This is a genomic window from Bifidobacterium phasiani (assembly GCF_019331775.1).
In the GTDB taxonomy this organism is placed as follows: Bacteria; Actinomycetota; Actinomycetes; order Actinomycetales; family Bifidobacteriaceae; genus Bifidobacterium; species Bifidobacterium phasiani.
Map to the genome: position 1 here is coordinate 16,344 of NZ_JAHBBD010000005.1, position 12,687 is coordinate 29,030.

Here is a 12,687-nt window from a genome sequence, read left to right on the forward strand (position 1 = left end):
CACGCAAGACCATAGGGCCCGGACCGCTCCGGACACGACCGATCGGAAGAGAACACCATGCCGCTATTCCCCCAACGTCCGCAACCGCCGGTGACCACGCCGCCCGCCGCCTCGCCCGCCGAGCCGGCGCTGCCGGGCGAGGACGTCAGGCGGGCCCGGCAGCTCGCCGAGCTCATCCGCGCGCGCTTCGCGCAGACGCTCGTCGGCCAGGACGACCTGCGCGAGTCGCTGATCGTGACCCTCGTCGCCGGCGGCCACATCCTGATCGAATCGGTGCCGGGCCTGGCCAAGACCACCGCCGCGCAGACGCTGGCGACCTCGGTATCGGGCACGTTCAAGCGCGTGCAGTGCACCCCCGACCTCATGCCCTCCGACCTGGTGGGCACGCAGGTCTACGACTTCGCCTCGCAGCGCTTCACCACGCAGATCGGGCCGATCCATGCGAACTTCGTGCTGCTCGACGAGATCAACCGCTCCAACGCCAAGACCCAGTCCGCGATGCTGGAGGCCATGGCCGAGGGCGCCACGACGATCGGCGGCCAGCGCATCGCGCTGCCCAGGCCGTTCATGGTGATCGCCACGCAGAACCCCATCGAGGAGGAGGGCACGTTCAACCTGCCCGAGGCGCAGATGGACCGCTTCATGATGAAGGCGGTGATGACCTATCCGACCGCCGACGAGGAGCGCCGCATGCTGGCCATGCTCACCCGCCGCGGCTCCGACGTCGTCGACCCCGACGCGCTCGGCCGCGACGTGCTCTCGATCGCCGACGTCGAATTCCTGCGCGGCGCGGCGCGGCGCGTGCACGTCTCCGACGCGATCATGCGCTACGCGGTCGATCTGGCCGCCACCTCGCGCGGCGCCGGCTCGCACCCGCTGCAGGGCCTGTCCGCGCTGGTCCGCCTCGGCGCCAGCCCCCGCGCCTCGATCGCGCTGGTGCGCATCGGCCAGGCCAACGCGCTGCTCTCCGGCCGCGACTACGTGATCCCCGAGGACGTCAAGGCCTTCGTCCACGAGGTGCTGCGCCACCGCATCGTGCTCACCTTCGAGGCCCTGGCCGACGGCGTGTCCACCGACCAGGTGGTCGATTCGATCGTCCAGGCGGTCCCCGTCCCATGATCCCGCGCCTCCACGCCGACGACCCGGTCCGCCGCAGGATCGAGGCCCTCGGCACCACGCTGACCCTGCCCACGGTGCGCAAGGCGCTGGGCGTGATCGAGGGCGAGCACGCCTCGCAGCGGCGCGGCGGCGTCGACGACATCATGGACATCCGCGTCTACGAGCCGGGTGACGAGGCCCGTCAGATCGACTGGCGCACCAGCGCCCGCGTGGGCCGCCCGATGGTGGTCCAGCGCGAGCGGGCCTCGACCAGCCGCGTCTGGCTGCTGCTCGACGTCGGCCGCGAGATGACCGGCGCGTGCCCGTCCGGGGAGCGGGCCTACGAGGTGGCGGCCAACGCGCTGCGCATGTTCGCGGCGCTGAGCCTGCGCCGTTCCGACGACATCTCGCTGGTGTTCGGCGACGCGGCGAGCATCACCCGCATCCCGTTCACCGGCGGCTTCGCGCAGTTCGGGCGCGCGCTGGACGACGCGCTGGACCGGCCGTGGGCCAATCCGCGCAACATCGACGCGCTGCTGGACTACGCCCGCCGCATCGGCGACCGGCAGGCGCTCGTCGTGCTGGCCACCGACGAGCACGCCGTGCAGGAGCGCCATCTGCGCGCCATCCGGCGCATCGCCCGCACCCACCCGATGGTGTTCATCGACGTGGCCACCCTCAACCCCTTCGAGCCGCGGGCCGCGGGCCGCGTGCTGGACGGCGCCGGCGACCGGCGCGTCCCCGCGTTCCTGATCGACCGCAGGGCCGCCGACGAGGTCGCCACGCACCGCGCCTACATGGCAGCAGCGCTGGAACGCGAGCTGACGCGGTGCGGCTCCCGGATCATCCGCGCCTCCTCCAGCGAGCTCATGTTCGACGCGTTCGTGCGCATGGTCTCGCTGGCGTTGTCCCGCTCGACGCGCAACCAGCTGCGGGCGGCGCCCGCGATCGCATTGCGGGAGGCGCGATGACCACGACGATCCCCTGGACGCCGCAAGCCGGCGCCGCATCGGCCCTGGACTCCTCGGACCTGACCACGGTCGGCCGGTCCGATCTGACGACGCCGCTGCTGATCGTGCTGGCCGTATGCCTGCTGCTGGCCGTCGCGGCGATCGTCGCCGCGGCGCTGCTGTCACGCCCCCGCCGCTCGCCGAGGACCGCCCGCCCGCGCGGCGCGCACCGCGACGGGTCGGACCGCGGGGCGTGGCGGGCCCGCGTCGACGAGGTGGTGGCGCGCTACCATGACGGCGCCCTCGACCGCGAGGAGGCGTTCGCCCGGCTGGCCGCCGTCGCGCGCGACTACGCCTCGTCGGCCAGCGGCAGGGACATGTCCGCCCACACGCTCGACGACCTGCGCCACGTGCCGCGCGACCCGGGCAACCGCCGCGGCCTGGACCTGCTCCGGCAGACGATCGCGGCCCTGTACCCGGCCGAGTTCGCCGACGCGGGCGCCAACGCCCAGGCGCGCGAGACCTCGGTCGAGCAGGCGGCCGAGTGGGTGTCCGCTCTGATGGAAAGGTGGCGCTGATGCCGGTATCCTGGCAATGGCCGTGGGCCGCGGCGATCGTGGCGGCGCTCGCGCTCGCCGCGGTCGCGCTCGCGCTGGCGCTCTCCCGCCGGCGCCGTTCGCGGGGCGATCGCGTGTTCAGCCTCGGCGACGACCTGAACACCGAGCGGGCCTCGACGCTGTTCCGCCGGTGGCGCGCGCTCAGCCGCCTCGCCGTGGCGCTACTGGTCGCGGCGCTGGCGCTCGCCGGCGCGCTGGCGGCCCGCCCCTCCCGGGTGGCCTCCGGCGAGGAGCGCTCCAGCACGCGCGACATCGTGCTGTGCCTGGACGTGTCCGGTTCGGCGCTGCCCTACGACCGGCAGGTGATCGACACCTACCTCGAGCTGGTGGACAGCTTCGCCGGCGAGCGCATCGGGCTGAGCATCTTCAATTCGACCTCGCGCACCGTGTTCCCCCTGACCGACGACTACGACCTGGTCACCGAGCAGCTGCGGACCGCGCACGAGATCCTGGGCGGCGTCGAGTCGCAGGACGACATCGACGCGATGAGCGACGAGGACTACCAGCGGATCGCCGACTGGCTGGAGGGCACGCAGAACCGGACCAACGCGACGTCGCTGATCGGCGACGGCCTGGTCAGCTGCGCGGCCATGCTGCCGGGATTCGCCTACGGCGCGTCCGACGCCGGCTCGCAGCGCCCCGCGTCCATCGTGCTGGCCACCGACAACGTCGTCTCCGGCGAGCCGACGTACACGCTGGAGCAGGCGCTCGAGCTCACGGACGCCGCCGGCATCGACGTCGACGGCCTGTACTCCGGCCCGCAGGAGAGCGAGGGCGACGACGAGGCCGTGGGCATGCGCGCGCTGATCGAATCGCGCGGCGGCGTGTTCCTCACACAGACCGACGACGCCAGCGTCGAGGACCTGGTGCGTGAGATCAACCGGCGTCAGGCCGCCGAGGACGAGGGGGCGGCGCAGTCCGCGCTGGTGGATGCGCCGGGCTGGTGGACGCTCGCTCTGGCGGTGGTGATGGCCGCTTGGCTGGTGGTGGCCTGGAGGTTGCGGCGATGAACGGACTGACGCTCTCCCCTGCGCTCGGATGGCCGGTCGGCGGCGCCGTCGCCGCGGCGATGGCCGCGCTCGCGGTGCTGTGCGTGGTGCTGCATGTGCGCCGGCGCGGCTCCGGCGACGAGACGGTCTGGGCGTGCACGCGGCGCTGCGCGCTGTGCCTGGTGACGGCGCTGATGGTGCTGACGCCGTGCGTCGTGACCACGACGACCAGCACGGCCGTGAACGCGACGGATGTGGTGATCGCGGTCGACGTGACCGGCTCGATGGCCGTGCAGGACGCCCGGTACGGCTCCGACGAGGCGGTCAGCCGGCTCGACGCCGCCAGACGCGCGGTGCACGACCTGACCGACATGTACCCGGACGCGAGCTTCGCGGCGCTGCGCTTCGGCGCGTCGGGAACGCTCGACGTGCCGCTGACCCCCGACGAGCTGGCGATCGGCACCTGGGCGGACACGCTGACGACCGAGGCGACGTCCGTGTCCGCGGGCTCCAGCCTCGACGCGCCGCTCGACCAGCTGCTGACCACGCTGCGCGCGATGGACGAGCAGCATCCCGACGACGCGATCGTGCTGTACGTCATCACCGACGGCGAGCAGACCTCGAACCGGACGCGGCGCACGTTCTCGACGCTGCGCGGCTACGTCGACGACGCGTTCGCCATCGGCGTCGGCTCCGAGGAGGGAGGCCCCGTCCCGACCGTCTCCGACGGGCTGGACGGACAGGACGACGGCGGCTGGGTGACCGATCCCGAGACCGGCGAGCCGGGCGTCTCGGCGATGGACGCGCAGACGCTGGCCGACATCGCCGACGAGATGGGCGGCGCCTATGTGGCGATGGACGCCTCGCACACCATGGCCCAGGCCATGTCGCAGCGGGCGTCGGACCAGTGGCGGCTCGGCAGCGGCGAGCGCGAGCGCACGCGGCTGACGCCGGTGGTCTGGCCGCTGGCCATCGTCGCGGCGGCGCTGCTGGTCGCCGAGATCGGATGCTGGCTGGCGACGTCAAGGAGGCTGCTATGAGCGCGAACGCATCGAGGACGCGGGCACGGGAGGCGAGGCCGGGCGCGGCGGCGCGGACGGCGCGGACCGCCCGCGCGCCGCTCGCTGTGCGCATCGCGCTCGCCGTCGCCGCGGCGCTGCTGCTGGCGGCCGCCGCCGTCGCCGCGGTGAACCTGTACGCCGTGTACACGTTCAACCAGGCGACGGCGAGCCTGAACGCCAACATCGCCGCCGCGTCCGACGACGCCACCGACCTGCAGATGCTGCAGATCCGGCAGCAGCAGACCGACGCGCAGTTCGAGGACGCCGGCGCGTTCGGATTCCTGCTGCTGCCGCAGGTGCGTTCGGACATCGAGCACAACGCCGCCGCGTCGAGCCTGCTCACCGAACGCACCATCCAGGAGGTCGAGCTCCAGCACGACGGCGGGGATTCCGCCGACGCCGCGGCCGTCGGCGTCGAGGACGCCGGGCGGGGCGACGACGCGAAGCAGGGCGGCGGGCTGACCGAGGAGCAGCGCCGGCAGGTCGAGGAGCTGCTCCAGGCCAACCAGCCGGCGACCTCCGACCAGTCCGCGACCGATGACGGGCAGAGTGCCGACAACGGCGACGGCGACGAACAGACCTCCACGACCAAGCCGTGGTGAGGCCGGGCGCGTCGGAACCGGGGCCGTCGTGGCGTCGTCCGGCAGCCCCCTGTTCCGATCGGTGAGACCGGGACGGATCGGCGCCGTCGGCTCGGACCGGAGGCCCCGGTCCGGCACGCACGGCTCCGTCGCACGCGGCCGCCGTCGGGACCACGGCCGCGACACGCCGTGATTGTGGATAACCCTTTCCGTTCGACCACAACGCCCGCCGCGCTGGACGCGGGTTCCCGGCATCGCGTTCCATGGAGCCATGGGCATTGCGATCAACACCACCAGCTTGCTGGCGGCGTCGGCGGGGACGACGCCGCCCGGCGCGGGACAGACGGGGGCCGGGTCCCAGACGCCGCAACCGGCCCTCCACCAACCCTGCCGGTGCGCGCAGGCGGCGCGGGACGGCTACGGGACGCTTGCCGGTCTGGCGCGCACGGCGCGCTCGGACGCCGATGCGCTCGCGGGGGCGGTGCGGCTGTGCGCGGGGCTGGACTGGACGGGCGCGGCGGCGAATCTGTGCCGTGAGCGCCTGGACGAGATCGGCCGGGCAGCCGCGGCGCTGGCCGACCAGGCCGAGGGCACGGCGCGCATCGCGGCGATGGCCGGGGGTGCGGCATGAGATGGGTGGTGTCCTCGCAGGTGGTCGGAGGCCGGGCGTATGCGACGGCGTCGATCGAGGAGAGCGCCGCGGCGGCCGCGGCGCTCAACGAGCAGGCCGGCGCGTGGCGGGCGCTGGCCGTGTCCTTCGCCGCGGCGCCGCTGACGCTGCAGGGGCAGCGCGCGGGCGCGGCGTTGTGCCCGGCGATGACCTCGGGAACGTCCGGCGTCCACCCCGATGCGGGCGGCGGCGTGCATGTAGCGCTGCCGTACGAACGGCTGCGTGAGCGTTGCGAGGACCACGCGCGCGTCTGCCGGGACGTCGCCGGGCAGGCCGAGCATGCCGCCGAACTGCTGATCAGGGCGTATTCGCTGTATTCCGAGGCCGAGCTGACCACCACGCGCCTGGTCGACGAGCTCGTCCAGTTCGCCACGGCCGCCTTTCCCGGTCATGTCGCGCTGGCCGCCGGCTCGCTCGCCGTGGGCGGCGCGATCGGCGGGTCGCTCGCCGAAGGCGGTCCGAACGGCATGTATGCGCTCGAGGCCACGGCCTGGGCGCACGAGGGGCTGATGGCGGGGTTCGCCGCGCTGGTCGGCGGCGTCGGCCCCGTGCGCGGGCTGCGATCCACCGACGAGGTGAACGGCGCCGCGACCGGCGTGGCCCGGGTGACCGCGCCGCTGTACGCGCTGGTGCAGGGCGACACGCTGACGGTCAGGCAGGTGGAGTCGCGCACGGACGTGGTGCGCGAGGCCCATTCGGTGGCCGACGCGCTGGAGAACCTGCGCCGGCTCGGCGAGGAGCGGCTGGGCAAGATCGATCTGGACAGCGGCCTGGAGCACGGCACCATCGCGATCCAGGAGTACCGGGCCGCCGACGGGTCCTCGTCGTGGCTGGTCACGATCCCGGGCACCGACGGCAAGCCGGATTCGCCGTTCGGATGGCCGCAGAACGTCGAGCTGATGAGCGACGACGGCGAGCGCCGGATGCATGCGGCCAGCGCACGCATGGTGGTGGAGGCGATGGAGCGCGCCGGCATCGGCGCCGACGAGCCGGTGGCGCTGGTCGGCCACTCGCAGGGCGGCATCGTCGCCGCGGCCATCGCCTCGGACATGGCGGACCGGTTCGCCATCGACCATGTGGTCACGGCAGGCTCGCCGGTCGCGAACCATCCGATCCCGGACCGGACCTGGGTGACCAGCGTGGAGGTCGGGGACGAGCTGGTCGCCGCGCTCGACGGCGCGCCGAACCCGGCGAGCGACACGTGGCTCACCGTGCGCGGCGAGGTCGCGGCGGTCGGCGACGGCGACGTGGCGCCGACCGTGACGCAGGACGGCGCCTGCGTGCCCGGGACGGGCGCCGGCGAGGCCCGTCCGTTCGCCTGGGCGAACGTCGCGGATTCGCAGGGCGACAAGCAGATCTCGCACTGGCTGAAGTACCATCAGGCCGCGTACCGGCACGCCACCGACCTCGGCTCCCCCGCGCTGGACCGCCATGAGGAGCATTTCCGGGACGTCATCGACGGGAAGCTGGTGGCGACCACCTACTGGCAGGGCCGCATGGTCGACGCCCGGACGCTGGCGCCCGGCGCGCCGCCCGGAATGACGGGCGTCGCGGATGCGATCGGAGGCGGACGATGACGCGCGGGCGCGGTGCGGCACGGCCATGCGGGGCCGCACCAGCCGTCCCGCCGCGGCCCCGAGACCGGACTCGGGACGGCCGGGGCCGGTCAGACGCCGCCGTCATCCTGTTCCGCGCCCGCGTCCAGGTCCAGGGTGACCGACAGCGTCGGGCCCTCGCCGATCTCGGCCCGCAGCCCCATGCCCATCGCCGCGGCGAGGGACTGCGCCACCGACAGTCCCAGGCCGCTGCCGTTGCCGCTGCGCGCGTCGTCGGCCTGGTAGAAGCGGCGGAACATGTGCGCGACGTCCAGCCGCCGGGCCGTGTCGCCGTCGATGGGGTTCGTGAACGTCACCGCCATGCCCCGCTGCGTGATGTCCGGCGCTCCGGCGCCGTAGCGCAGCGCGTTGGTCACCAGGTTCTCGACGATGCGCCCCAGCGCCGCGCGGTCCGCGTCGACGCTCAGGGATTCGTCCGCGAAGCGCACCGTCGGCTCCCACCCACGTTCCTCGAACTCGGGGTAGTGGCCGAGCAGGATCTGCGCCAGCAGCGGATGCACCGCCACGGGTTCGACGACAGGCTGCCGGTCGGGGTCGTTGGCGCGGGCGTAGGCGAACAGCTGGTCGAGCAGCATCCGCATGTCACCCAGGCGGGTCAGGGCCGATTCGAGGTGGCGCGATATCTCCGCCATGTCCCCTTGGGGCGTGCCGACGGCGACGGAACCGGAACGCACGCCGTCCAACGCCAGCTGGATGTGGCCCTGGGCGCCCATCAACGGGGTGCGCACGTCGTGGGCCAGCGCCGACAGGTCGCGTTGGAACTCCGCGGTGCGGCGCATGGCCTCGACGCGCTCGTTCTGGATCGCATCGAGCTGGTCGTTGATCGCGCCGGCGAGCCGGGCCGGTGCCTCGCCGGGCGCGGCCACGGTCAGGCGCGCGTTGCTGCCCGCCGGCCGGCGGCGCAGGAAGTCCGCCATGCGGCGCATCTCGCCCGCGGCCAGGGCCGCCACGGCGCATCCGCCGACGATGCACCCGACCAGTGCCGCGATCACCCATGCCATATGTCCATCCCGTCCTTGATTCCACGACCGCGGCGCGCCGTCGGCGGGCGCGGGCCGCTGGCGCCCGGACCGTCCCGCCCCGGCACGGAGCCGGCCCGACGCCGCCGGTCCGGTCCGACGCCGCCGGATGCGTGCGGCCATCCGTCAAGCCGACAGTGTACCGGAAGCCGACGGCGCACCAGGCGGGGCGGCCCGGACGGGCGGACCGGCATGGATGCGCCGCGGTCGGTCCCGGACCGCCGCGTGCGCCGGCCCGGTCCCCCGGCGCCGGGCGCCACGGCGGCGCCATTCCGGCCCTCCCCGCCGTTGCCGGGCGTCACGGCGCCGCACGTCACGGCCCCGCCGTCAGCAGGGGTCGCGCCGGCAGACGACCAGCAGCGTCACCGCCCAGCACACCGCCAGCCATCCCAGGAAGCACGCCGCGGCGTGCGCCCAGACCGGCATGCCCAGGTCGACGACGCCGGCGGTCAGGAACGAGCGCACCCCCTCGGGCAGCACGTCCGAGCACAGCGAGCGGGTGTCCTCGAGCATGTTCATGTTGCTGATCGGCAGCCATGCCGCAAGCCGTTGGATCCAGCCGTACCGCTCCGGCGCCATGCCCGCCAGCCCGGTCAGCACGCCGCCGACCAACTGGAAGCCCACGGCGACGGCCGTGGCGCACGAGGCGACCCGGCTGCCGGTGACCAGCGCCACCGTCGCGGCGATGACGGCGTCACGGTGACGCCGAGCACCAGCAGCACGACGAACCCCAGCCACGCCAGCGCCGGTTCGGCGGATTCGTAGCGGAACCCCAGCGCGGCGAAGGTGATCTCCAGCGCCACGACCGACAGCAGCGAGTACCACAGGGCCAGCAGCGCGGTCAGCGCCATCTTCTCGACGACGTACCGGCGGCGGCCGATGCCCGACGAGAACAGGTTCTTCGCCAGCCCGCTCTCGCGGTCCTCGCCGACGGCCAGCGCGGCGACGACGCTGACCACGCCGGCGACCAGGCCGCCGCGGAACATGCTCGAATAGGTCAGCATCGCGGAATGGCTGGGCAGCGTGCGGGCCACGGCCGCGGTGATGTCGCCGTCGATGGCGCCGTCATAGCCGCCGACGAAGGTGATCACGCCGGCCAGCAGGCCCGCCGAGCACACCACCAGCATCAGGGAGCCGACCCAGAGCTTGCGGCCGTGGATCAGCCGGTACACGTCGGAGCGCAGCAGATTGAGCATCGTCCGGCCCTCCCCTCAGCACACGTCGCGCCGGCGGTTGGCCAGCAGCGTCACGGCCACGGCGGCCGCGATCCATCCGATGAAGCAGACCAGCGCGTGCGTCCACGCCGACATGCCGGCGTCCGGCAGCGCGGCGGCGCCCTGCGAGGCGGACGAGGTCAGCCCCAGCAGCGGCGCCGCGTCGTTGATCCGCCCCAGGTTCACCGTCGGCAGCCAGGAGACGGCCTGCGCGATCCAGCCGAAGCGTTCGCCCAGCAGCTGGGCCAGTCCGGTCAGCACGGAGCCCATCGCGCCGCCGCCGATGCAGATGGCGAGCGAGACGCCGGCCACCTTGCTGCGCACGACGCTGTGCACCGCCGCGACCGTCAGCGTCACCGCGACGACGCCCAGGGTGTTCAGGCCGACCAGCCGGCCGTAGCGCCACAGCGGTTCGGCGCCGACGACGCGCACGCCGGCCGCGGCGAACGCGGCCTCGGTGGAGGCGACGACGACCAGCGAATACCAGACCGCCAACAGCGCGGCGAGCGCGAGGTACGACGCATGGTAGGCGACGCGGCCGTGGCCGCCCGCGAGCTCGGCGCGGACGAAGCCGCGCTCGAAGTCCTCCGCATGGACCAGCACCGCGACCACCGAAACGAGCATGCCGGCCGTGCCGCCCTGGAACAGCCCCATGAGCACCAGCAGGCACGAGTGGTTGGGCGCCGTCCGGCTGGAGAAGATGTCGAGGACGGCCGCGTCGGCCGAATCCGGCGCGACGCTCGAATACCGGCCGCCGTCCACCGTGACCTGCAGGCCGCCGACGCCCGCCGAGCCGTCGGCCCGCAGCGTCCCGACCATCAGGCTCATCAGCGTCACGACGCCGAAGCACGCCGCCACGATCAGGGCGGTGCCGACCCATAGCTTGCGGCCGTGCACCAGACGGTACACGCCGGATCGCAGCAGCCTGGTCATCGCCGGCCCCCTTCCATCAGCGCGACGAAGTACTCCTCCATGTCCCGCGACTGCGTCGACAGCTCCAGCACCTCCTGGCCGCCGTCGTGCAGGACCGCGGAGACGCGGGCGGGCTCGAAGCCCCCGGAGACGACGATCGAGCCGTCGGGCTCGGCGGCGAGGCGCACGCCGTCGCCGAGGACGGCGTCCTCGAACAGCGCCAGCGTGCGGGTCGGGTCGGCGGTGCGCACGCGCAGGCTGTCGCCGCACTCGCGCTGCACCTGCTCGGCGGTCATCTGGCGGACCATCCGGCCCTCGGCGATGACGCCGTAGTGCGTGCACATGCGCTCCAGCTGGTCGAGCACATGCGAGCTGATGACGATGGTGATGCCGCGCGTGCGGTTGAGCTGCACCAGATAATTGCGCATGGCGCGCGCCCCTTCGGGGTCCAGCCCGTTGAGCGGCTCGTCGAGCAGCAGCAGGTCGGGGCCGCCGAGCAGCGCCATCGCCAGGCCCAGCCGCTGCTTCATGCCCAGGGAGAACCCCTTGGCCGGCTTGCGGCCCGTGTCGGCCAGTCCGACCTGGCCGAGCAGGTCGGCGCAGGCCTTGCGCGGCTCGGGCACGCCCAGGGCCAGCGCCAGGGCCATCATCGTGTGCATCGCGCTCATGTTCGGCAGGATGCCCGGGTTCTCGATCAGCACGCCGACGCGCTGCACCGCGGGGCGGACACGGCCCGCGCCGCGGCGGGCCGCATGCGCGCGCACCGGCCGGCCGAACACCTCGATGTCGCCCTCGGTCGGCGTCGCCAGGCCGGCGATCATCTTCATCACCGTGGACTTGCCGGCGCCGTTCCTGCCGACGAACCCGTAGATCGCTCCCTGGGGCACGCTCATCCTCAGGTCGTCGACGGCGCGTTTGCCGGAGTAGACCTTGCTCACCCCGGACGTGCTCACCACATCCATATCCGCTCCTTGGTCTCGTTGCCTCGCGCGGCCCGTCCCAAGCGGGCCGCGCCGGGCAGGTCCCGGCCCGTCCGGTCCCACCCTACGGAACGGTTCTTGCCCGACCCTCACGCAAATCTTGCGAATTCGTGACGTTCGGCGGCCGGCACGCGCCGCGGGCCCGCCGCCGTTCAGCGCGGCACCGCGAGCTTGAGACCCAGCCCCCACACCGTGCGGATGTACCCCTCGGTCCCGGTCGGCCTGAGCTTGGCCCGGATCTTGGAGATGTGCGCGGTCACGGTGTTGTCGTCGACCACGTACGGCTCGCCCCAGCACAACTCGTACACCTGCTGCCTGGTGAACACCGTGTCCGGGTGCTCCAGCAGCAGCTCCACGATCGCGAACTCGATGTTGGTCAGCGTCACCGGCTCGCCGTCGACGAGGAACGAGTGCGCCTCGACGTCCATCGTCCAGCGCCCCGCCACAAGCACATTGTGCCGTGTGGAGGGTGCGCCGCCACCCGTCGATGCACCGGCTCCCACATGCACATTGTGCCGTGGGGAGAGCCCACCGCCGCCGGCCGCGGCATCGCCGGCCGTATCCGCATCCCCGCCGCCCCGTCCGGCGCCCAGCCCGCGCCCGCGCAGCTGCGCCTCGACGCGGGCGGACAGCTCGTTGAGGTCGAACGGCTTGACCAGATAGTCGTCGGCGCCCATCCGCAGCAGCGCGACGCGGTCGTCGACCGAGCCCCGCGCGGAGATCACGATGATCGGCGCGCCGGCGCCGGACGCGCGCAGGCCGGCGACCAGCTCCTCGCCGCGGACCCCGGGCAGCATCAGGTCGGTGACTACCAACCCGTACGGCTCCCCCGCCGCCGCGGCGAGATCCAGCGCCATCCGCGCCTCCGACCCGGAATACGCCGGCACGCACGCGTATCCGCGCCTGGTCAGCTGCGTGCACACCACCTCGTTGATGTCGGCGTCGTCCTCCACCACGAGAATCCTCGTTCCGCCCATACG

At 73.4% G+C, this 12,687-nt stretch carries 14 protein-coding genes; 8 read left to right on the top strand and 6 right to left on the bottom strand.

Features of this window, described 5'->3' with window-relative positions:
* The first annotated feature begins 57 nt into the window (after nt 1-57).
* The 8 genes from KIH73_RS03165 to KIH73_RS03200 all read left to right on the top strand — a co-directional run bounded on the left by KIH73_RS03165 (nt 58) and on the right by KIH73_RS03200 (nt 7,543).
* Nucleotides 58-1,119, top strand: a complete 1,062-nt coding sequence (locus KIH73_RS03165) for an AAA family ATPase (RefSeq protein WP_219080470.1) — start codon at nt 58-60, stop codon at nt 1,117-1,119.
* Nucleotides 1,116-2,069, top strand: coding sequence for a DUF58 domain-containing protein (locus tag KIH73_RS03170; RefSeq protein WP_219080472.1), 954 nt, complete (start codon nt 1,116-1,118; stop codon nt 2,067-2,069). Before KIH73_RS03165 ends, KIH73_RS03170 begins: the two co-directional genes overlap by 4 nt.
* Nucleotides 2,066-2,626, top strand: coding sequence for a hypothetical protein (locus KIH73_RS03175; RefSeq protein ID WP_219080474.1), 561 nt, complete (start codon nt 2,066-2,068; stop codon nt 2,624-2,626). The genes KIH73_RS03170 and KIH73_RS03175 overlap by 4 nt, the downstream gene beginning before the upstream one ends.
* Nucleotides 2,626-3,675, top strand: coding sequence for a vWA domain-containing protein (locus tag KIH73_RS03180; protein WP_219080476.1), 1,050 nt, complete (start codon nt 2,626-2,628; stop codon nt 3,673-3,675). The genes KIH73_RS03175 and KIH73_RS03180 overlap by 1 nt, the downstream gene beginning before the upstream one ends.
* Nucleotides 3,672-4,694 (top strand): vWA domain-containing protein, encoded by a 1,023-nt coding sequence (locus KIH73_RS03185; RefSeq protein WP_219080478.1) that lies wholly within the window; start codon nt 3,672-3,674, stop codon nt 4,692-4,694. The genes KIH73_RS03180 and KIH73_RS03185 overlap by 4 nt, the downstream gene beginning before the upstream one ends.
* Nucleotides 4,691-5,317, top strand: a complete 627-nt coding sequence (locus KIH73_RS03190; RefSeq protein ID WP_236022553.1) for a DUF6466 family protein — start codon at nt 4,691-4,693, stop codon at nt 5,315-5,317. Before KIH73_RS03185 ends, KIH73_RS03190 begins: the two co-directional genes overlap by 4 nt.
* A gap of 250 nt (nt 5,318-5,567) precedes the next feature.
* Complete coding sequence (locus KIH73_RS03195) at nt 5,568-5,927, top strand: hypothetical protein (RefSeq protein ID WP_219080480.1); 360 nt, start codon at nt 5,568-5,570, stop codon at nt 5,925-5,927.
* Nucleotides 5,924-7,543, top strand: a complete 1,620-nt coding sequence (locus KIH73_RS03200) for a PGAP1-like alpha/beta domain-containing protein (protein WP_219080483.1) — start codon at nt 5,924-5,926, stop codon at nt 7,541-7,543. The genes KIH73_RS03195 and KIH73_RS03200 overlap by 4 nt, the downstream gene beginning before the upstream one ends.
* Nucleotides 7,544-7,632: 89 nt before the next feature.
* Here KIH73_RS03200 and KIH73_RS03205 read toward each other — a convergent pair whose 3' ends face one another.
* The 6 genes from KIH73_RS03205 to KIH73_RS03230 form a co-directional block, all read right to left on the bottom strand.
* A complete protein-coding gene (locus KIH73_RS03205) occupies nt 7,633-8,583 on the bottom strand; it encodes a sensor histidine kinase (RefSeq protein WP_219080485.1) in 951 nt (316 codons plus the stop codon).
* A gap of 345 nt (nt 8,584-8,928) precedes the next feature.
* Nucleotides 8,929-9,225, bottom strand: a complete 297-nt coding sequence (locus tag KIH73_RS03210; protein WP_219080487.1) for a hypothetical protein — start codon at nt 9,223-9,225, stop codon at nt 8,929-8,931.
* Nucleotides 9,195-9,797 carry a hypothetical protein gene (locus KIH73_RS03215; RefSeq protein WP_219080489.1) on the bottom strand — a complete coding sequence of 201 codons (603 nt, stop codon included), beginning with the start codon at nt 9,795-9,797 and terminating at the stop codon, nt 9,195-9,197. The genes KIH73_RS03210 and KIH73_RS03215 overlap by 31 nt, the downstream gene beginning before the upstream one ends.
* Nucleotides 9,798-9,812: 15 nt before the next feature.
* Complete coding sequence (locus KIH73_RS03220) at nt 9,813-10,748, bottom strand: hypothetical protein (protein WP_219080491.1); 936 nt, start codon at nt 10,746-10,748, stop codon at nt 9,813-9,815.
* Nucleotides 10,745-11,689, bottom strand: a complete 945-nt coding sequence (locus tag KIH73_RS03225; RefSeq protein ID WP_219080493.1) for an ATP-binding cassette domain-containing protein — start codon at nt 11,687-11,689, stop codon at nt 10,745-10,747. Before KIH73_RS03225 ends, KIH73_RS03220 begins: the two co-directional genes overlap by 4 nt.
* A gap of 170 nt (nt 11,690-11,859) precedes the next feature.
* Nucleotides 11,860-12,684 carry a response regulator transcription factor gene (locus tag KIH73_RS03230; RefSeq protein ID WP_219080495.1) on the bottom strand — a complete coding sequence of 275 codons (825 nt, stop codon included), beginning with the start codon at nt 12,682-12,684 and terminating at the stop codon, nt 11,860-11,862.
* Between the last annotated feature and the right edge of the window lie 3 nt (nt 12,685-12,687).

Excerpts from the sequence above, each read along its gene's own strand:
- KIH73_RS03165 (WP_219080470.1), top strand. The coding sequence starts at position 58 with ATGCCGCTATTCCCCCAACGTCCGCAACCGCCGGTGACCACGCCGCCC.
- KIH73_RS03170 (WP_219080472.1), top strand. The coding sequence starts at position 1,116 with ATGATCCCGCGCCTCCACGCCGACGACCCGGTCCGCCGCAGGATCGAG.
- KIH73_RS03175 (WP_219080474.1), top strand. The coding sequence starts at position 2,066 with ATGACCACGACGATCCCCTGGACGCCGCAAGCCGGCGCCGCATCGGCC.
- KIH73_RS03180 (WP_219080476.1), top strand. The coding sequence starts at position 2,626 with ATGCCGGTATCCTGGCAATGGCCGTGGGCCGCGGCGATCGTGGCGGCG.
- KIH73_RS03185 (WP_219080478.1), top strand. The coding sequence starts at position 3,672 with ATGAACGGACTGACGCTCTCCCCTGCGCTCGGATGGCCGGTCGGCGGC.
- KIH73_RS03190 (WP_236022553.1), top strand. The coding sequence starts at position 4,691 with ATGAGCGCGAACGCATCGAGGACGCGGGCACGGGAGGCGAGGCCGGGC.
- KIH73_RS03195 (WP_219080480.1), top strand. The coding sequence starts at position 5,568 with ATGGGCATTGCGATCAACACCACCAGCTTGCTGGCGGCGTCGGCGGGG.
- KIH73_RS03200 (WP_219080483.1), top strand. The coding sequence starts at position 5,924 with ATGAGATGGGTGGTGTCCTCGCAGGTGGTCGGAGGCCGGGCGTATGCG.
- KIH73_RS03205 (WP_219080485.1), bottom strand. The coding sequence starts at position 8,583 with ATGGCATGGGTGATCGCGGCACTGGTCGGGTGCATCGTCGGCGGATGC.
- KIH73_RS03215 (WP_219080489.1), bottom strand. The coding sequence starts at position 9,797 with ATGCTCAATCTGCTGCGCTCCGACGTGTACCGGCTGATCCACGGCCGC.
- KIH73_RS03220 (WP_219080491.1), bottom strand. The coding sequence starts at position 10,748 with ATGACCAGGCTGCTGCGATCCGGCGTGTACCGTCTGGTGCACGGCCGC.
- KIH73_RS03225 (WP_219080493.1), bottom strand. The coding sequence starts at position 11,689 with ATGGATGTGGTGAGCACGTCCGGGGTGAGCAAGGTCTACTCCGGCAAA.
- KIH73_RS03230 (WP_219080495.1), bottom strand. The coding sequence starts at position 12,684 with ATGGGCGGAACGAGGATTCTCGTGGTGGAGGACGACGCCGACATCAAC.